13 protein-coding genes are annotated in these 19,935 nt (G+C 69.6%); 7 read left to right on the top strand and 6 right to left on the bottom strand.

The window, feature by feature from the left end; all coding sequences use genetic code 11:
• Positions 1-28 precede the first annotated feature (28 nt).
• Both AZL_RS18805 and AZL_RS18800 read left to right on the top strand, forming a co-directional pair.
• The gene (locus AZL_RS18805; protein ID WP_012976072.1) at positions 29-448 is read left to right on the top strand and encodes a flagellar biosynthesis repressor FlbT; all 420 of its coding nucleotides are present in this window, start codon (positions 29-31) and stop codon (positions 446-448) included.
• A complete protein-coding gene (locus AZL_RS18800) occupies positions 445-6,432 on the top strand; it encodes a tetratricopeptide repeat protein (protein ID WP_012976071.1) in 5,988 nt (1,995 codons plus the stop codon). Before AZL_RS18805 ends, AZL_RS18800 begins: the two co-directional genes overlap by 4 nt.
• Positions 6,433-6,566: 134 nt before the next feature.
• Here the strand turns inward: AZL_RS18800 and AZL_RS18795 are convergent, their stop codons facing one another.
• From AZL_RS18795 to AZL_RS18785, 3 genes are all read right to left on the bottom strand, one after another.
• Entirely contained in the window at positions 6,567-6,746 is a 180-nt protein-coding gene (locus tag AZL_RS18795) for a YdcH family protein (RefSeq protein ID WP_012976070.1), read from the bottom strand.
• A gap of 233 nt (positions 6,747-6,979) precedes the next feature.
• The gene (locus AZL_RS18790) at positions 6,980-7,663 is read right to left on the bottom strand and encodes a tetratricopeptide repeat protein (protein ID WP_012976069.1); all 684 of its coding nucleotides are present in this window, start codon (positions 7,661-7,663) and stop codon (positions 6,980-6,982) included.
• Positions 7,660-11,259 carry a tetratricopeptide repeat protein gene (locus AZL_RS18785; protein WP_012976068.1) on the bottom strand — a complete coding sequence of 1,200 codons (3,600 nt, stop codon included), beginning with the start codon at positions 11,257-11,259 and terminating at the stop codon, positions 7,660-7,662. Before AZL_RS18785 ends, AZL_RS18790 begins: the two co-directional genes overlap by 4 nt.
• A gap of 135 nt (positions 11,260-11,394) precedes the next feature.
• On the opposite strand from AZL_RS18785, the gene AZL_RS18780 reads away from it, so the two are divergent.
• Positions 11,395-12,648 carry a tetratricopeptide repeat protein gene (locus tag AZL_RS18780; RefSeq protein ID WP_042444233.1) on the top strand — a complete coding sequence of 418 codons (1,254 nt, stop codon included), beginning with the start codon at positions 11,395-11,397 and terminating at the stop codon, positions 12,646-12,648.
• 31 nt (positions 12,649-12,679) lie between these two features.
• On the opposite strand, the gene AZL_RS18775 is transcribed toward AZL_RS18780, so the two are convergent.
• Positions 12,680-13,588: a tetratricopeptide repeat protein gene (locus tag AZL_RS18775; RefSeq protein WP_012976066.1), complete on the bottom strand. Its 909-nt coding sequence runs from the start codon at positions 13,586-13,588 to the stop codon at positions 12,680-12,682.
• Between the two features lie 315 nt (positions 13,589-13,903).
• On the opposite strand from AZL_RS18775, the gene AZL_RS36700 reads away from it, so the two are divergent.
• Positions 13,904-14,443 carry a hypothetical protein gene (locus AZL_RS36700; protein ID WP_052293708.1) on the top strand — a complete coding sequence of 180 codons (540 nt, stop codon included), beginning with the start codon at positions 13,904-13,906 and terminating at the stop codon, positions 14,441-14,443.
• A gap of 40 nt (positions 14,444-14,483) precedes the next feature.
• Positions 14,484-14,690, top strand: coding sequence for a hypothetical protein (locus AZL_RS18765; RefSeq protein WP_148219490.1), 207 nt, complete (start codon positions 14,484-14,486; stop codon positions 14,688-14,690).
• 55 nt (positions 14,691-14,745) lie between these two features.
• On the opposite strand, the gene AZL_RS18760 is transcribed toward AZL_RS18765, so the two are convergent.
• Positions 14,746-15,150, bottom strand: a complete 405-nt coding sequence (locus AZL_RS18760; protein WP_012976065.1) for a flagellar basal body rod protein FlgC — start codon at positions 15,148-15,150, stop codon at positions 14,746-14,748.
• A gap of 285 nt (positions 15,151-15,435) precedes the next feature.
• Here AZL_RS18760 and AZL_RS18755 point away from each other — a divergent pair, with 285 nt between their 5' ends.
• Positions 15,436-16,278: a PP2C family protein-serine/threonine phosphatase gene (locus AZL_RS18755; RefSeq protein WP_012976064.1), complete on the top strand. Its 843-nt coding sequence runs from the start codon at positions 15,436-15,438 to the stop codon at positions 16,276-16,278.
• A 9-nt stretch (positions 16,279-16,287) separates the two neighbouring features.
• On the opposite strand, the gene AZL_RS18750 is transcribed toward AZL_RS18755, so the two are convergent.
• On the bottom strand, positions 16,288-17,937 hold the full coding sequence (locus AZL_RS18750; protein ID WP_148219489.1) for a DUF4384 domain-containing protein: 1,650 nt from the start codon (positions 17,935-17,937) through the stop codon (positions 16,288-16,290).
• 239 nt (positions 17,938-18,176) lie between these two features.
• Between AZL_RS18750 and AZL_RS18745 the strand changes: the two genes are divergently transcribed.
• Positions 18,177-19,853: an alpha-amylase family glycosyl hydrolase gene (locus AZL_RS18745; RefSeq protein ID WP_247894352.1), complete on the top strand. Its 1,677-nt coding sequence runs from the start codon at positions 18,177-18,179 to the stop codon at positions 19,851-19,853.
• The last annotated feature ends 82 nt before the right edge of the window (positions 19,854-19,935 follow it).

The raw sequence follows: 19,935 nt of genomic DNA, 5'->3' as shown, positions 1-19,935 counted from the left end.
CGGCCCGCAAGCCCCGGGTTCCTCGCTCATGCCACTCAAGTTCGTGCTTCGCCCCAACGAGAAGGTCATCATCAACGGTGCGGTCATCGGTGCCGGTGACCGTCCGGGCTCGTTCTTCCTCTACAACACCGCGAATTTCCTGCGGGGACGCGAGGTGCTGAAGGAAGAGCAGATCGACAGCATCGAGAAGAAACTCTATTTCGTGATTCAGCTCGTCTATATCTTTCCGGAAGATTCAAACCTGAATCTGCAACGTTTCGCTTCCATACTGGACGAAACGCGCGAGGCGCGACCCGACGCCGCCAAGACTCTGGACGAGATCGCCCGCCTGGTCGAAGGCCGCAACTACTACCGCGCGCTCAAGCTTTGCCGGAAACTGTTCAAGGCCGACGGCGGCGCCAATACTGGCGAAGAGGACGACACCCAGACGGGCGACCGGATGCCGTGACAGCCGTCGATCTGCTCGACACCGCGTTGCCGCTGCACCAGGCCGGCCGGTTCGCCGAGGCGTTGGCGCTTTATCGCCGGATTCTGGTGGACGATCCGGCGAATGCCGACGCGTTGCACCTGTCGGGCATGATCGCCCATCAGACCGGGCGGACCTTGGAGGCTCTGTCCAGTCTGGGCGCGGCGCTGGCGCTGCAACCCCGGTTTCCGTCGGCTTACAACAGCCTTGGCAACGTGCTGGCCGATCTGGGGATGCTGGACGAGGCGCTTGCCGCCTATTCGGTCGCGATCCGGCAGAACGACCGCTATGTCGAGGCGTATGGCAACCGGGCCACGGTGCTCCAGCGCCTCGGCCGGCGGGAAGAAGCGGAAGAGGCCTATGTCCGTGCCCTGACCATGAACCCCGACAACCTTACGGCCCGCTTCAACTATGGCATCCTGCAGCGGGAGATGGGCCGGATCGCTCCCGCCGCCAACGCCTTCTATATGGTTGTGAAGGCCGATCCTTCCCATTCCACCGCCTGGCGTCATCTCGCGATCTGTCTGCGCGGGCTGGGCCATCCGGATGCCGAGGCCTGCCTGCGCCGTGCGCTGGAGGGGGCACCGGTCGATCAGGAATTGTCGCTTGAACTGGGGGTGTTGCTGAACGCCCAGGGTGATCATGGGGCGGCCTGCGATATCCTGGCTCCGGCGGTCGCAGCCCATGGCGGCGATGCGAAGCTGCGCTTCGCCTTTGGAACCGCCTTGCAAGCCATGGGGCGTCTCCAGGCGGCGGCGGTGCAGTACAGGCTTGCCTTGGACCGCGAGCCGTTGTCGCAGGGCGCCTGCAACAATCTGGGCGTCGCCCTGCTTGAACTCGGCGCCGTCGCGGCTGCTGCTCCGGTGTTGCGTCGGGCGATGGCGCTCAGCCCCGATGACGCCCTGGTGGTGAACAACCACGGCACCTCTCTTGAAGACCGCCACGATCTTGAAAGCGATCTGGAACGGCCGGCGCGGTGGTACCGGCGCGCTCTGCGCCTGCGTCCCGACTATGGCAAGGCCCTGATCAATCTGGCCGGCATCCATATCGCGAAGCGGGAGACCGAGCGTGGCGAATTCCTCTATCGCCGGTCGGCGGCGGCGGACCCCGGGAATGTCGAGGTCTATGCCAATCTCGCCGGTCTTTTGCTTGATCGGGACGATCCTGCCGGAGCTCTGCGGATGTCACGGCGGGCCTTGGCGATCGATGCCGAGAGTCCGGCCAGTCTCACGGGCCATGGGCTTGTCCTCCAGACACTCGGCCGCATCGACGAGGCGGAGGCGGCCCACCGGCGCGCGCTGGCGATCGATGGCCGCAACGCCGAGGCGGCAGGCAATCTGGGCCTGTTGCTCTGGCAGTACCGCCAGGATCACGAGGCCGCCGAGCCTTTGATGGCGCTTGCCCTGTCGATCAATCCGGCACTTGGCACGGCACACCTCAACCGCGGTATGCTGCGGCTCACTCTCGGCGATCTGGCGGGCGGCTGGGAAGGGTATCGCTGGCGCTTCCGGGCCAAAGGTTATGTGAACCGCAGAATCCCCGTCCCATTATGGCGTGGCGAGCCGTCCGCGGCCCTCCGCCTGCTGGTCTGGCGCGAGCAGGGGGTGGGCGACGAGATCCTGTTCGCCTCCTGCTATCCGTCCTTGATGAGGCTTGCGAACCATGTGGTGATCGAATGCGACGAGCGTCTGGTGCCGCTGTTCCGCCGATCCTTTCCCCAGGCGACCGTCCGGGCGGAGTCGTTCAGCGCGACAGGGGATGAAACCATCCTGCCGTCGGACATCGATGCCCATGTTCCGGCCGGCGACCTGCCGGGACTTCTGCGCGGCAGCCTGTCGGCCTTCGAGCCCCAGGGTCCCTGGCTGGTGCCGGACCCGGCGCTGGTGGCGCGCTGGGGCGAAAGGCTGGCGGCGCTGGGGCCGGGCTTGAGGGTCGGCATCGGCTGGCGCAGCCAGATGATGACGGCCGAGCGCAAGGCGGCCTACGTCATGCTGGAGCATTGGGGGCCGCTGTTCGCCGTTCCCGGCCTCGTGCTGGTCAATCTCCAGTATGGCGATTGCGAGGCCGAGCTGCGGGCGGCGGAGGCGCGCTTCGGCGTGACCATCCACCGCTGGGCCGACCTGAACCTGAAGGATGACTTCGACGGGGCTGCGGCGCTGACATCGAACCTGGATCTGGTGATCTCGCCGGCGATGTCGGCGGGCGAGCTGGCCGGGGCGCTGGGCGTGGCGGTCTGGCGCTTCGGCGGCCGGGACTGGACGCAGCTCGGCACCGGTGTGCGCCCCTGGTTCCCCACCATGCGCCTGTTCCAGCCGAACCCCGGAGAGGGGCTGGAAACCATGCTTGCCCGCATGGCCAAGGATCTGAAAAAGATGGGAGCTTCCAACCGTTCCGCGCCTGTTTCCGTTCCCGTGGCGTCTCAGGAACCGGCAATCGACATCAACCGGACGATGGCGGAGGCCGTCACCCTTTACCGTGGCGGCCGGATGGATGAAGCGGCGTCGCTGGTGCGACAGGTGCTCAATATGGCGCCGGAGCACCCGGTCGCCCTGCATCTGGCCGGCGTTCTGGCGAAGCGGAGCGGCTCCCTGGAGGAGGCGCGGGCGCTGCTGGTCCGCGCCGCCGCCGCCGATCCGACCAATGCTTCCGCCCCTGCGGCTCTTTGCGAGGTTCAGCAGGGGCTGGGCCAGTTCGATGCGGCGGAGCGCGCTTCGCGGGCCTGTGTCGTCGCGCAACCCGACGGCGCCGGCCATTGGGTCAACCGGACCGCGCTGCTGCGCCGCATGGGACATGACGGGGCGGCCCGTTCCGCCGTCACCCATGCGTTGCGCCTGACCCCCGATCTGGTGCCCGCCCATGGGCATCGCGCCGAGCTGGCCGCCAGCCCGGAGGATGCGGTGGAGGGGCATCGCGTCGCGGTCTGCCTGGCGCCGGGCCTGGCCGAAATCCACAGCAATCTCGGCGCGGCTCTCCACAAAACGGACCGGTTCGCCGAGGCCGAGCATGTGCTGACCCGCGCGATCCGGTGCGACCCGGCTCTTGCCGTCGCCTGGACCAACCGTGGCAACGCCGTGGAAGCGCTGGGCAGGGTCGCGGAGGCGGAAACCTGCCACCGGACCGCCATCGGCCAGAACCCGTCCCTGGCCGATGCCCACGCCAACCTGGCCCATCTGCTGGATCGGCACGGGCGGGCCGAGGAGGCTCTGGCCGCATTCGATGCGGCGCTGGAGGCCGATCCCAAGCACCCGCAGGCCCATTACAACCGTTCGCTGTTATTGCTGAAGACCGGCGTCCTGCGGGGCGGCTGGACGGACCATGAATGGCGGTTCGCGACACCGCAGTTCCAGGGGCAGCGGCGCCGGCTGGCCATGCGGGCCTGGCGTGGCGAGAACATCGCCGGGCGACGCCTGCTGGTTTGGCGTGAGCAGGGAGTGGGCGACGAGATCCTGTTCGCCTCCTGTTACGACGAGGCGATGCGGCGCGCAGGACGGCTGGTGATCGAATGCGACCGCCGGCTGGTGCGGCTGTTCGCGCGCTCTTTTCCCACTGCCGATGTCCGGCCGGAGAGCGCCGACCCGCGTGATGCCGATGTGCAGATCGCAGCAGGCAGCCTGCCGCGCCTGCTGCGTGCCGACCTGAAGCGCTTTCCGGAACGGCCGTCCTGGCTGGTGCCGGACCCGGCGCTGGTGGCGCGCTGGGGCGAAAGGCTGGCGGCGCTGGGGCCGGGCTTGAGGGTCGGCATCGGCTGGCGCAGCCAGATCATGACGGCCGAGCGCAGGGCGTCCTATGTCATGCTTGAGCATTGGGGGCCGCTGTTCGCCGTTCCCGGCCTCGTGCTGGTCAATCTCCAGTATGGCGATTGCGAGGCCGAGCTGCGGGCGGCGGAGGCGCGCTTCGGCGTGACCATCCACCGCTGGACCGACCTGAACCTGAAGGATGATTTCGACGGGGCGGCGGCGCTGACATCGAACCTGGATCTGGTGATCTCGCCGGCGATGTCGGCGGGCGAACTGGCCGGGGCGCTGGGCGTGGCGGTCTGGCGCTTCGGCAGCCGGGACTGGACGCAGCTCGGCACCGGCACGCGTCCCTGGTTCCCCACCATGCGCCTGTTCCAGCCGAACCCCGGACAGGGGCTCGAGGCGACGATCGGCGCCATGGCCACCGAACTGCGCGTCAGGACTTCGCCACGGGGAAGGGGACCACGGCCGGTTCGGTCGGGCGATGGCGAAACGCCCGATCCGGAGCCGGAGCCCGCTACCGCCCCCGACATGCTGCTGGAACAGGCTGTCGCCGCCCATCGCGCGGGGGCGGCGGACCTGGCGGCCTCGCTCTATGAGCGGGTATTGGCCAGCCGTCCACGTGATCCGGTGGCGTTGCACCTGTCCGGCCTGCTGGCCCACCAGTCGGGAGCGCCGGAGCGAGGGGAGCCGCGCATCGCGGCGGCGGTCGCGGCGGCACCGGATTATGGGACGGCGCATGTCAGCCTGGGGACTGTACGTCTGACGCTTGGACGTGCCGACCAGGCGGCGGTGAGCTTCCGGACCGCCCTGGCGCTGCAACCCGGCAATGCAGCGGCGCTGACCAATCTCGGCAATGCCCTTGAAACGCTGGACCGCAGCGCGGCGGCGGCGCGGCTCCACCGGTTGGCGATCGCCGCCGACCCCGATCTGGCGGAGGCCCATGACAATCTCGGCGTCGCCCTGGCCCGATTGGGCCGCTGGGACGAGGCGGAGCGGGCGCATGCGCAGGCTCTTCGCCGGGCGCCGGCCCTGGAGGCGGGCTGGGTCAACCTGTCGTTGGTGTTGCGGCGTCTGGGACGGCTGGGCGCCGCGGAGCGGGCAGGGCGGCTTGCTCTGGCGCTCTCCCCCGCATTGGCCGACGGCATGGCGAACCGTGGTCGTCTGTTGCGTGAAATGGGCGATGACATCGCGGCGGCTCTGTGGTGCCGGCGCGCCCTGGTGGTGGAGCCGGGCCATGCGGCGGCCGGCTTCAATGGCGGGATTCTGGATCTCGTCGCCGGCAGACTGGCGCGGGGCTGGGAGCGCTATGACCGTCGGTTCGAGACGCGCGACCTGATCGCGGCGGCCCGCCGTCCCGGCGTGCCCCTCTGGGACGGCCGGGACCTCTCCGGAAAGCGCCTTCTGGTCTGGCGGGAGCAGGGGATCGGCGACGAGCTGATGTTCGCCCAGCGCTTGCCGGAGCTGATCCGCCGGGCCGACGGTGTCGCCGCCCACATCGTGGTGGAATGCGACCCGCGTTTCGTGCCGCTGTTCTCCCGCTCCTTCCCGGGAACGACGGTGCGGGCGCGGCCGGTCTCGCCCGACGCGTCTTGCGGCGACGTGGATTGCCATATCGCCATCGGATCGCTGTCGCGCCATCTGGGCACGTCGCTGTCGGCCTTCGCGCAGGTCGAGCCGGCCTTGCGTGCCGACCCGGTGGCGGTGGCTGGTTGGCGCCGGCGTCTTGCGGATTTGGCGACCGGTCCAGGGGAGGGCCTGCGGATCGGCATCGCTTGGCGCAGCGGCCAACTCGATCCCGACCGCGTGTCCAATTACACCCGGATCGAGGATTGGGGGCCGGTGCTGACCCTGCCCGGCATCATACCGGTCAACCTGCAATATGGCGAGTGCCGGGCGGAATTGGCGGTGGCATCCGACCTCTTCGGCCGGGCGCCGCATGCCTTTGCCGATCTCGACCTGCGCGACGATCTCGACGGCGCGGCGGCGCTGATGTCAGCCCTGGATCTGGTGATCGCTCCGGCGACCTCCACCGGCGAGCTGGCGGCGGGGTTGGGAAGGCCGGTCTGGCGGCTGGCGAGCGCGGGGGATTGGACGGCGCTCGGCACCGGGGTCAGGCCGTGGTTTCCGTCGATGCGGCTGTTCCGGACCCGTCCCGGCCAGACGGTGGGTGATCTGCTGCCGGCGGTCGCCGCGGAGCTCGTGCGTCTCCGCAAGGCGGATGGTTGAGCCGCCATATCATCGCAGGCCCATCATCGGCAAGACGGGACGTAAAAAAGCCGGGAGAGGCGGTCCGCCTCAACCCGGCCTTAAAACCCCGGTCTGGGGGTGCTGTGTTAAGGTCGATGCCGTGTTTGGGGGGATTAATTGATCGGGCCGGTGCGCGTCAGGCGGTCGATCTCTTCCTTGACGTGCAGTTTTTCAAGTTTGAGGCGCTTCACGGCGCTCTCATCCGGCCAGGAGCGCTTTTCCTCGTCGAGGATCGCCCGATCCAGGCGCATGTGCTTTTCTTGCAGAGACGAAAGGCGAGCTTCAGTGTGCATGAGTCGCTCTCCATAGGATCAATCCGCGTCCCGCCACAATGTGACGGCACGGTGACTCCAGTGTTCACCCATCCGAAGCGCCGAACAACCCTAATCTTGCGTTTTATGCGGTCAAACCATGCGAAAAAATGCCCCAACCGTTCAGAGGTATGACAGTCGGCCGCAGGGGTGGGGTCTTGAAATCACTTCGCGCAATACCATCCGGAGGATGGCCGCCCCTTTGATCCGAAGGGTTATGCCGTTGGTTCCCGCCTGTTGGAGAGGGTGGTGATCCCGGTGAGCGACCGGCGGATCTCGCCATGGCCGGGGTGGAGCACCAGGGCGTGGCGATACCATCCCGCAGCTTCGCTGTGGCGCCCCAGCCTCTGGAGGATTCCGGCCAGCCGCAGGGCGACCGACGGCATGGCGGGGGCGAGGTGGGCGGATCGTCGCAAAGCTTCCGCCGCCTTGTCCATATCGCCGATGCTCTCCAGCGCGATTCCCCATTGATGCAGCACCGGCGCACCGGCTCCGAGCCGAGCCGCCCGGCCGTAGGCTCCGGCCGCCGCCGCCAGGTTCCCACCTTCGCGTTCGGCATGGCCAAGCCCCTCGAATGCCGTGAGCAGATCGGGGATCATCGCCAGGGCGCGGCGGAAGCGGCCGGCCGCCGCGCCGGGTTTTTGAAGGGCACGCAGGATCTTGGCATGGTTGACCGCCGCTTCGGCGTCCGCCGGAGCCAAAGCCAATGCCCGGCTCAGCAGCCGGTCGGCCTCCTCCAGCCGGCCAAGCTGGGCGGTCAGCAGCCCGAACCGGTGCAGGCCATCGGCCCGTGCCGGTTCGATGGCGAGAAGACGGCGATACAGCCCTTCCGCTTCCGCGAAACCGCCGGTCTGGTGGTGGTCGAACGCTTCGGCAAGCAGGGCATCGGAGACGGTCACCGGACGGGCGCCAGCGCCGCCAACGCGCGCACGGCCCGCTCGACGGCACGGTCCAGCCCGGCGCCCTCCGGCGGCTGGATGAGCCGCATCGACGGGAACCAGGGGCGCACGCCGGTTCCCATCTGCGTCCAGTCGCGGGTGCCGAGCCGCCAGACCGGCACGCCCAGCGCCCCGGCCAGCTCACCCACCGCCGTGGCGGGCGAAATCACCAGATCCAGGTTGGCGATCAGGGCGGACACGCCTTCGAAATCGTCCTTGAGGTTGAGGTCGTCCCAACGGTGCAACTGGCGGCTTGCCGTCTCCACCCGCTTCAGCTCGGCGGTGCAGTCGCCATATTGCAGCATGACCACGCTGACGCCGGCCAGATCGAGCAATGCCGTCCAATCGGCAAGCCCGGTGTAGGCGGCGGACCGTTGGGCGGTGACGATCTGGCTGCGCCATGCCAGACCCACCTTCAGGCCGGGCAGGTCGGCGATGCGGTCGCGCCACAGGGCGACGCGGTCCGGGTCGGGGCGCAGATAGGCGGGGCGATCGGGGAACCGTGCAACCCGGTCGCGGACCAGGGCCGGCAGGCTGCCGGCCGGAATCTGGAGGTCGCAGTCCGGCGGGTCGATCAGTTCCCGTCCGTGAGGATCGGCCGTCTCCGCCCGGACCGTGACCCAGGGGAAGGAGCGGGCGAACAGGCTGACCAATCGACGATCACATTCGACCGTCACCGGCCCGCTCAATCCTTGCAGGGCGTCGAAGCTGGAGGCGAACAGGATCTCGTCGCCCACCCCCTGTTCCGACCAGACCAGCAGCCGGCGGCCCCGCAACGGCTCGCCGGCCCAGACCGGCCGTTCGATGCGGCGGGCGCGCTGCAACTGCCGGGCGGAGAAGCGGCGGGAATAACCAGCCCATCCTTCGGCGATACGCCCGTCGGTGAGGTCCATCAGGCCGAGGTTCCACGCCGCCAACGCGAAATCGGGATCGACCCGCAGCGCGTGGCGCAGATGCGCCTTCGCCGCCTCCGTCGAACCGGACAGCGTCGCCATGGTGGCGAGGTTGTTGCAGGCGTCGGCGGAGTCGGGTTGCAGGGCCAGGGCCCGGCGGTAGTGGCCGGTGGCCTCCGCCGTCCGGCCCGTCAATTCGCAGGCATGGCCGAGATTGGCATGGGCCGGAGGATTCTCCGGCTGGACGATGATGGAGCGTCGGTGCAGCCGCATGGCGTCCCCGACCTGCCCGCCGCTCTGCTGGACAAGCCCCAGATGGGTCAGCGCCTCCGGGAAGACGGGATTCAAGGCCAGGGCGCGGGCGAAGGCGCGGGAGGATTCGGTATGGCGCTTCTCCGCTTCAAAGACCAATCCGAGATGATTCCACGCCTGGGGAAAGACCGGATCGTTGCGCAGCGCCTCGCCGATCAGGGTCAGCGCCTCGGCCTGCCGTCCGGTCTGATGCATCAGCAGCCCCAGCAAATGCAGCGCGTCGGAATGGCCGGGAGCCTTGCGCCGGGGATCGGCGGCTATGGCGGCGTGATATGCGGCTTCCGCCGCCTCAAGCCGGCCGTCGCGATGAAGATCGACGGCATGGGGGAGCAGAGTCTCGAAGTCGGGCCGCCCTTGGAAAGGGGGCGGCACCATTGCCGCGGGGGCGGTCACCGCAGCCTCAATGGGGGCGACCTCGATCGGGGCGGGCTTGGCTGGAGCAGACTTCGGCATCGCGCGGCGCAAGGCTTTCGCCATGGCGCCGATCGTCGCCTCCAGCCCCTGTCCGGGGTTTGGCTGGAACAGGCGCATGGCGGGGAACCAGGGGCGCACGTCGGCGCCGAGCTGCGTCCAGTCCCGGCTGCCGAAGCGCCAGACCGCCACGCCCAGCGCCCCGGCCAACTCACCCGCCGACATCGCCGGCGAGATCACCAGATCGAGGTTGGCGGTCAGCGCCGCCGCCCCGTCGAAATCATCCTTCAGGTTCAGGTCGGCCCAGCGGTGGATGGTCACGCCGAAGCGCTCCTCCGCCGCCCGCAGCTCGGCCTCGCAATCGCCATACTGGAGATTGACCAGCACGAGGCCGGGAACGGCGAACAGCGGCCCCCAATGCTCAAGCATGACATAGGCCGCCTTGCGCTCCATCGTCATCATCTGGCTGCGCCAGCCGATGCCGACCCTCAAGCCCGGCCCCAGCGCCGCCAGCCTTTCGCCCCAGCGCGCCACCAGCGCCGGGTCCGGCACCAGCCAGGGCCCCTGGGGCTCGAAGGCCGACAGGCTGCCGCGCAGGAGTCCCGGCAGGTCGCCGGCCGGAACCTGGAGATCGCAGTCGGCCGGAACGATGGTCTCCCGCGGGCCGTCGCCGAAAGCGTCACCGGTGCAGCTTTCGGCCCGCACCGTCGCCTTGGGGAAGGAGCGGCGGAACAGCGGCACCAGCCGCCGGTCGCATTCGATGGTGACCGGACCGCCCGCCCAGGCGACGACGTCCGGATAGCAGGAGGCGAACAGGAACTCGTCGCCCACGCCCTGCTCACGCCAGACCAGCAGGCGCTTGCCGCGCAACAGTTGGCCGCCCCAACGCGGACTGTCGAACCGGCGGTTCGGCATCACCTCCCCGGCGGCGAACCGCCGCTCGTACCCCTCCCAGCCGCGCGGCAGGTCTCCATGAAGAAGCGCCAGGAGCGACAGGTTGAAGCTTGCGGTGGCAAGGTTTGGTTGCCGTGCCAGCGCCTCCTCGAAACAGGCCGCCGCTTCCTCGTAGCGCCCCTGCGCCTGGAGCGCGTTGCCGAGATTGTAGCGCGCCTCCACGAAATCGGGATGCAGATCCAGCGCCTGGCGGTGGCAGAGTTCCGCCTGGTCGGGGCGTCCCAGCCGCTTCAGCACACTGCCCAGATTGTTCAGCGCCGCGCTGTGGCGCGGGTTGCGCTTCAACGCCTGCCGGTAGGCGATCTCCGCCCCTTCCAGGGCGCCCTTCTGTTGCAGGACCGCGCCCAGATTGTAATGCGCGGTGGCGTCGTCGGGACGGTGCCGGGTCACCAGCCGGTGCTGGACGATGGCCTCGTCCAGTCGGCCGGTCATCGCCAAGGCGTCGCCCAGATTGTTGTGCGCCTCGACCATCCCCGGCGTCAGCCGCACCGCATGATCGAGCGCGGTCACGGCATCGGCGTAGCGATGGCGCGCGGCAAAGCCGTTGCCGAGATTGTACCAGGCCTTGGCATAGTCAGGTTTCAGCGCGAGCGCGGCGGTGAAGGCGCGCTCCGCCTCCTGGTGGCGGCCCTGGACGGCGAGCGCGTTGCCCAGATTGAGCCGGCGCTGGGCGCCTTGCGCATCCAGCGTGGCGGCGTTGCGATGGGCCTGCACCGCCTCGGCCGGTCGGCCGGCGGCGGACAGGGCGCTGCCCAGATTGTCCCAATAATCCGCCACCCCCTTCGCCTGCGCCAGCGCCTCGCCGATCAGGGTCACCGCCTCCTCGGCGCGGCCGGACTGTAGGGCCAGCACTCCCAGCAGATGCAACGCGTCCGCGTTGCGCGGATCGGTGGCCAGCACCGCGCGGTAGCCGCGCTCGGCCTCCATGGCGCGCCCGGCCTGATGGTGCGCCACCGCCTGCGCCAGGGTGTTGCTGTGCTTCGCCACGTTCCGGCCCCGTTCCTGCCTGTCCGCACACTCAAAGGAAGTGCCATCATCGGCGGATCACGGTAAAGATGCCATTGATATCGGCGACAATCCCGACCGGCGGTGGAGCCGGCGGCGGAGAAGGGGGAGGACAGGATGGCGGGGTCACGCTTGTCCCTGCGCGGCGGGATGCGCGGGGTCTCCCCGTCTCCGGCGCTGACGCTCAGCCGGCAGGCCGACGCGCTGGCCGCGACGGGCGACGCGGCGGGGGCGGAGCCGCTTTATGCCCGCGCGCTGGCCGCCGACCCGACTTTGGCGGGAACCCACAACAACCACGGCAATGTCCTGCGCGCTCTTGGCCGCCTGGAAGAGGCGGCCTCCGCCTACCGCGCGGCCATCCTCCACGGTCTGCACGAGGGCATGGCGCACTATAATCTGGGCTCCGTCCTGCGGCAGGCGGAAGGGCGGGACGAGGCCGACGCGGCCTTTCGTCAGGCGCTGGCGTTGCGGCCGGACCATGCGGAGGCCTGGAACAACCGCGGCAATCTGCTGCGCGATCTCGACCGGTTCGGCGAGGCGGCGGTGGGCTACCGGCGGGCGCTGGCGTTGCGGCCGGACTGGGCCGACGCCCATGACAATCTCGGCGCGGTGCTCTACCTGCTGCACGAGCAGGGCGGAGAGATGGCGGCGGCGGCGCTGGCCCGGCTGTGGCGCCGCGACCATCCCGCCAACCCGCTGGCCCGCCACATCGGTGCCGCCATCGCCGGGGAAGAGGCCGACTCGCGCGCTCCCGACGATTACGTCCGCCAGACCTTCGACCTGTTCGCCGAGGAGTTCGACCGCAAGCTGGCGGAGCTGGATTACCGCGCGCCGGCCCTGCTCGCCGGGATGCTGGCGGACGAGACGCTGGGCGGCGCCCTCGACGTGCTCGACGCCGGCTGCGGCACCGGGCTGTGCGCCGCCGCTTTGCGGCCCCATGCCCGCCGGCTGGTCGGCGTCGACCTGTCCGAGGGCATGCTGGACCGAGCCCGCCATCGGGGCCTTTATGACGAGCTGCATGGCGCGGAACTGGTCGGCTTCCTTGCCGGCCGGCCGGACTCCTTCGATCTCGTCATGGCGGCGGACGTGTTCTGTTACTTCGGCGTGCTCGACGACGCGCTGGCCGCCGCCCGTTCGTCCCTGCGGCCCGGAGGCCGGCTGGCCTTCACGGTGGAGATGCTGGAGCCGGCCGACGACCGGCCCCATCGCATCGCCACCCACGGCCGCTATGCCCATGCCGAGAGCTATGTCCGGGCGGCGGTGGCGGCGGCCGGCCTGGTGATGCGGCGCTGCGACCATGACCGGTTGCGCTTTGAAAGCGGCGAGCCGGTGATGGGGCTGGTGGTGCTGGCCGAACGGCCCGGACCTTGATCCAGCGTCCTGAACGGCGCTCCCGGACGGTTCAGCGGCGCGGACGACGGCGGGGAGAGGGCGGCTTTGCCGGGGCCTTTGGCGGCTGAGAGGCCGATTGGGGTGGCGACGGCCGGGCCAGCGCGTCGGCCTCGCCGTCACGGCCGAGGGATCTCAGCGCCACGACCAGCCTCTCGCGCGGCGCGGGGTGGGCCGGGTCGATCCGCACGGCATGACGCAGCGGTGCCAGCGCCGCGGCGGCCCGTCCGGTCACGGCGAGCGCGATGCCGAGATTGAGCGCGGCGGACAGGAAATCCGGCACCAGCGCCAGCGCATTGCGGAAGGCGATCACCGAATCGGCGCGAAGCCCCGCCGCGAACAGCGTGCTTCCCAACAGGAACGCGATGTCGGCGTCCCGCTGGTCGAGCGCCGCCGCCCTGATCAGGTCGGAGAGGGCCGGCGTCACCTGCCCGGTCTCCAGACGCAGACGGCCGCGCTTATGCAGCAGGTCGACCAGCTTTTCGCGCGCCGGCCCCAGATCGGGCTCGACCCGAAGGGCGCGTTCCAGCATTTCGGTGACGGTATCGACGTCCGCCGGATCGCCGCGACCGCCGCGGGCGAAGGCGCGGTCGGTCCAGGCTTCCGCGAAGTCGGGTCGCAGGGCGAGCGCGCGGCGGTAGCCGTCGTCCGCCTCCGCCAGTCGACCCAGGCCGCGCAGCAGGTTGGCGCGGTTGGCATGGATGTCCGCGGCGTCCGGCCGCAAGGTGGCCGCCTTGTCGACCAGCGTCAGGCCGACCTCGCCACGGCCGATCTGTCCGGCCAGGACGCCCAGATAATGCAGGGCGTCCGGCTGCTCCGGTTCGACTTCGAGAATACGGGTATAAAGCTCCTGCGCCTCGCCGAAGCGGCCGGCGAGATGCAGGTCGAGCGCCTGCGTCAAAGCTTCGAGGATCGTGGCCATGGGTCAACGCTTTAGGCCGCCGGTGCCGCCGCCGCAAGCCCATCTGGTGGGGATTTCGGATTTCCGGCATGCATACCAGGGTGTTGCGAAATGTTGTTGCGTCAAACAGGTTCCATTCGTTAATGCAGGCAAGAGTAAATAAACCCTTTACGGCGCGTCCGGATCGCGGTAATTTAATGTTGAATTCTCATCATATCGGGTAATCCGGTCATGAACGTGGCGGCAGCCACATCGACGGTCTCGCGACCGTCAGCCTTCATGACGCCCCGCGGCAGCGACGCCGCAGAGTCTGGGGCGGGAACCCGGATTCCCTCCTTGCCCGCCTCCGCCGCCAGTGGCGCCGCCGAAATCGAAACGGGCGGCAGTGGAACCAGCGGTGGAACCGATCCTCTGGTCAATCGCTTCCCGACCATCGCCTTCAGCTATGACACTGACGCCTCGCGGTTGGTGATGCTTTACCGCGATCCGGCCAACGGGAAAACGGTATCCCAGATTCCGACCGAATCCGCCTTGAAGCAGTACAAGGAAGCGCAACAGAAGGAGAAGGACGCGGAACGCGCCTCCCTGTTGAAGCTTTCGATTGGTGGAGGCGGGCAGGGTGGTGGAAGCGGGGCCGGGCCGGGGACCGGACAAGGCGGCACCGGCTCCGCCGGATCCGGGCTTGGCGGATCCGGGCTTGGCGGATCCGATGGTGCGACGGCTTCGGCCGCTGCCGGACGGGGGGGGCGGACCACCACTGTTCCAGGTCCGGTTTCCGCACCGTCGGCTCCGGTACCTTCCGCGACGATCCCATCCGTGGTACAGTCCTTCTCCAGCGGCGCGGTGAACACCGCACGGGTGAATGTGGTGATCTGAGGACGCGCCCTTCCATGGGAGCGCTGGCCGGGGGTGCAGGATGGGCATGGACGTCACGTCATCGACCGCCGGTGCGGCTCTTTCCCTGAAGCAGGCGCAAGGCCAGATGGATTTCGGCGTGAAGGCGCTGAATCAGAACGCCGAACAGCAACAGGCCACGGTGGCGGCCCTCATGCGGTCGGGCGGTGGATCGGGTGGCGGGAACGTCACCCCGACGCGCGGACAAACTCTGAACATCACCGTCTGATCGCGCACCGGCGGGATTGAAGCCGGCGGGATCGATCGCGAACGGAACCTGCGCGTCAGACCTTGGAGTCGAGCAGCGACTTCATCATCTCGTCCTGGGTGCGCACGACGGCGACGTTGGCGCCATAGGCCCGGTTGGCGGCCATCTGGGTGATGCGCTCCGTCGCCAGATCGACATTGGGCGCCGCCACCATCCCGCTTCCGTTCGCCGCGCTGTCGTCCGGCGCGTATTCCTGGAGATAGGCCGGCGTGATCGGCGTAAAGGTCGTCCGCGTCCCCGGATTGCCGTCGGTCTGGGCGACCGCCAGCGGTTGATAGGCGGCGCGCTTGCCGTCCGTGGAGCCATCCTTGGCCGGGACGGCGCTGGTGGAGCGGACATTCGCGACGTTGGAGGCGGAGGCGTCGAGGCGCCGCGTCTGAGCGGTCAAGCCGCCGAGCGCGATGCCGATGCTGCCGACCATGGCGATCCATCTCCCGTCCAACCCCGTGTCGGACGACCTTACCACATCGAACCGCCAAGACCAGCCGGATGGTGACGGCAAGGCCGCCGCACTTTCCCATCCATCGCCCCGGTATCTTTCGCCCCTGTATCTTTCAAGGGGCTTGCGCCATGATCGGACAAATGGCCGTCGCGTTTTGTCCGTGCCCGGTTCCCTCCGCGGCATCCGGTTCCGAACGCGCCGGTCCAGAAATCAGGCCCCGCATCGAAGGGCCCTGACAGTCGCGAGACGGGAGCCGCCGCCTGAATGACGAACACCGCCTTTGTTCTGAGCATCGCCGGTTTGACCGATGTCGGCCGCGCCCGCGCCCGCAACGAGGATGACTTCCATGTGAGTGGGGGCCAGACCGGCAAGGCTCAGACCGGTGGCGGTGAATTCGCGGTCGTCTGCGATGGGATGGGTGGGCATGCCGGCGGCGATATCGCCAGCCGCAAGGCGGTTCAGGTCATCGCGGGCTCTCTTCGGAACCATGTCCCGGATGACGCGGCCTTGGTGGCCGGCGGTGCCGATTCCGACCTGACCCAGACGGATCCGGCGGCGACCGAACCGTCGGTGCGCCGGGCGCTGTCGGTTGTCCGGACGGCGATACAGCAGACCAACCGGACGATCTTCGAGATGAATCAGGCCCGCGGCTTCGCGTCGGGCCGTGGCATGGGCACCACGGTGGCAGGCATCTGGCGGATTCCGGGCACGGCGCGGATGATCGTCTTCCATGCCGGCGACAGCCGGGTCTACCGGCTGCGCGACGGCGAACTGCGCGCCCTGACCCGCGACCACAGCCTCTATCAGATCTGGCTCGACAATGGCGGGCGGGGTGCCGTGCCCCAGCGCAACATCATCGTCCGGGCGCTCGGCACCGGGGAGGAGGTCGAACCGGAGGTCAGCGTGCATTCGCTGATGCCGGACGATGTCGTGATGATCTGCTCCGACGGCTTGAACGGCATGCTGCCCGACGGTTTCATCGCCCGCATCCTGCGCCAGGAGGCCGATCCCCCCCGCGCCGCCGCCGCTCTGGTCGACGCCGCGAACGCGGCGGGCGGGCAGGACAATGTCACCGCGGTGGTCGGCCGCTTCATCGCGACCGCCTGACCATCGGCGTCACGGCCCCGTGGCGATGAAGCGCGCGTCGGCCAGCGCCGCCACGGCGTCCTCCGGCATCGCCGCCAACGCGTCCGCCAGCGCGGCCAGATAGTCGGCGGCCGGCTCCTGTTCCGGCCGTGGCGCCGGAAACAACGGCGCCGCCGTGGCGATGGTCAGCAACAGCTCGATGCCATAAGGCGGGCCGATGGTCCAAAAACGCCTCTGCCGCGCGGCCCCGGCCTCCGGCTTGTCGCCGAGACGGCGGGACGCGCCGGCATCGAGCGCGGTTCCGCCGTCCGATGGGTTGGGCAGCAGATGGATGACCGTGCCGTCGACGGTGAAATAGTCGACCTGCACCCGCACCGGATGCGCGGGGGCCTTGATCTCCAGGGTCAGCGCGTCACCGGCATTGAGCGCCGGTCCAGCCAGCACCCCCGCCAGCACTTCCGTCGTCAAGGGCTCCGCCAGCCCACGGTTGGCATCCAGCGCCGCGGCGGCGATGCTCAGGGGAGCGCAGAATCGATCATCCGCGACGGCGAGATCGAAACCATGCTCCCAGCCGGCGGCCAGGGCCCCGACCGTCTCGCGCACGTCCGTCTCCGCCTGGCCGCCCGCCACGGTTCCGAAGGTCAACAGACGGCCTCCGGTCATCTCCACGGTGATCAATGCGCAGGGGATGGCGCGCAACGCCCGGGTCACCGCCTCCACCGGTGGCCGACCACGCGGCGCCGGAGGCTCGGGGGGCCTAAGGGCCGGGATCGGTTCTGAAGCCGTGGTCGTGGCGGAGGGCGGAGCCGGGGGCAGGGGCAGGGGCAGTGAAAGGGGGGCCGGCCTGCTGTCCGAGACCGCCACCATCACGATTCCAACCGCCAGGGCGCCGGCCACCAGAACCGCGCCGCCACCCCACAGCGGCCAGCGGCGGACCCGTGCCGTCGACCGCTGCGGGGGAAGGGCGGGGAATGCGGGCTCGCCGGTCAGGCGGGCGACGGCGCGGCGCAAGGCCGCGGCATCGGGAAAGGCGCCGTCCCCGCCAGTGCGCGATGCCGTCAACAGCGCAACGGCCGCAGGGCGGTCCTCGTGCCCCGCCAGCAGCGCTTCGACCAGAAGCCTCGCCCCGGCAAGGTCGTCGCCGGCATCCGTCGGCGCGACGCTCAGCGCCATCCGGCCGAATCCGGTGACCATCGCCGCCGGTCCGCCATTGCGGACGGCTTCGGGGCCAAGCGCGCCATGAAGGATACCGGCGCGGTGGGCCGTGGCAAGCGCGTCCAGCACACGGTCGAGCGTCGAAACCGTCTCTTCCCAGTCCAGCGGACCGCTGGCCAGCCGTTCGGCGAGCGTCGGTCCCTCCACCAGCGCGCTGGCGACGAACGCGATGCCGCCATGCTCGCCGGAGGCCAGGATGGCGGGGATCGCGGGATGGGACAGCCGTCCTGCCGCCGCGGCCGTCCGTCGGAACCGTTCCAGCCCCGCGGTATCGTTGCACAGGCGGGACAACGGCGCCGTCCACAGCGACACGGCCTGTCCGTTGCCATCCAGCGCGAGATGTTGCCGGACATCGCCATCCCGCCCGATCGGATCGAGCAGCCGAAAGCGGCCCAGCCGCCCCTCGGCCCCGCCCGCCGCCGCTGCCCCGGCAGCCCCCGCGTTTGCCGCCTTGCCCCGTCGCATGCCCACTCCCCGATCAGCATCGTCTGATATAGCCGCAGTGCGGTGCGACGGCCAAGGGGCTGGCATTCATCGGCGGGGGCCTGTTCCAACGGCTAACTCCAATGGCCGATCCGCGCCAAAGTCCCGCACCAAAGGCCGGGGCCTGTGACCAGGAAAGGCCGGTAACCTTTCGTTAGCCATGATGGGCGGAAGCTGGTTCGGCGAATCCCCTGGCGCGACCCTGGCGCGGAGCTGCTGACTTGCCCGACCTCTCGTCCCTGTCCGAACCGCCGGCTCCGAACAGCTTGGGGCCGAATTCCTCCTGGCTCTCGGGAGCGGCGCTCTACCAGATCTACCCGTTGAGTTTCCGCGACCATGGCGGCGATGGCTGGGGCGATCTCGACGGCGTGATCGAGGGGCTGGAGCATGTCGCCTCGCTGGGCGTGGACGGGGTGTGGATCAGCCCCTTCTACCCGTCTCCGCGTGACGATTTCGGCTATGACGTCGCCGATCACCGGGCGGTGGATCCGCGCATGGGCAATCTCGCCGTCTTCGACCGGCTGGTCGAGCGCGCCCACGCGCTTGGGCTTAGGGTGCTGGTCGATCTGGTCTGCGGCCACACCTCCAACGCCCATCCCTGGTTCATCGACAGCCGGCGGTCGCGGGACGGCGAGAAGGCCGACTGGTATGTCTGGGCCGACGCCAAGCCCGACGGCACCGCGCCCAACAACTGGCTGTCGGTGTTCGGCGGGACCGCCTGGACGTGGGAGCCGCGGCGGCGCCAATATTATCTGCACCATTTCCTGTCGAGCCAGCCGGCGCTCAACCTGCACCAGCCGGCGGTGATGGATGCGCTGTGCGAAACGGCGGCGTTCTGGATGGAGCGCGGCGTCGACGGCTTCCGCATCGATGCCGTCGATTTCTTCGCCCATGACCCGCAGCTCCGTTCCAACCCCGCCGCCATCCGAAGCGGGGCCGAGCCGCCGCTGAAGCCCTTCGCGCTGCAACAGCATATCCACGACATGATGCACCCCGCCATCGGCGGCATCCTGTCCCGCCTGCGCCGGACGGTGGAACGCTATCCCGGCCGCGTCCTGCTGGGCGAACTGTCGAGCCAGCCCGGCGCCGGGCAGCGCATCGCCGCCTATTGCACGCCGCAGGGCCTGCACGCCGCCTATACCCTGTCGCTGGCGAAGCAGCCTTTCAGCGCCCGCGGCTTCGCCCAGGCGCTGAGCGCCACGGGGCGGCCGGAATCGATCTGCTGGAGCCTGTCCAACCATGATGTGGAGCGCGCCGCCAGCCGCTGGCTGCCGCCCGGCGCCGACCCGCGGGATTTCAACGCCCTGCTGGCGATGCTGGCGGTGACGCTGCCCGGCACCGTCTGCCTCTATCAGGGGGAGGAATTGGCCCTGCCCAACGCGGTGCTGGAACAGCACCAGCTCCGCGATCCCTTCGGGATCACCTATTGGCCCGACTTCCAGGGGCGCGATGGCGGCCGGACCCCGATGCCCTGGCTCGCCGCCGCCCCCAATGCGGGATTCTCCAGCGCCGAACCCTGGCTGCCGGTGTCCGCCTCCCATCTCGACCTCGCGGTCGACCGTCAGGAGCGGACGCCGGGCAGCCCGCTGGCGGTGTGGCGCGCCGCGCTCTCGCTGCGCCGGACCCTGGAGGCGCTGCGCAGCGGCGGCGTCGCCGCCGTGGAGGAGCAGGGCGACCTGCTGTCCTTCGAACGCCTCTGCGCCGGCGAGCGCTTGCTCGCCGTCTTCAACATGGCCGACCGCCCGGCCGAGTTCGCGCTGCGCGGCCGCGGTCAACCGGACGCCTTGCCGGTGCCGCGCGCTCCCGGCGCCCTGCCGCCGGAGTTGACCGCCGACGGGCGGACGCTGGTGATGCCGCCGCTGTCGGTCTTCCTCGGCCGCCTGCGCCCCACCGCCTGATACCGGCATCGGATAGCCCGTTCGAGGGGGGGCGCCCCCTCGAAAGGCAGGCATGCACATTTATGCGATGCGGGGCGCCGCA

This window comes from Azospirillum sp. B510, assembly GCF_000010725.1.
In the GTDB taxonomy this organism is placed as follows: domain Bacteria; phylum Pseudomonadota; class Alphaproteobacteria; order Azospirillales; family Azospirillaceae; genus Azospirillum; species Azospirillum lipoferum_B.
This window is presented reverse-complemented; position numbering and strand designations above follow the sequence as displayed.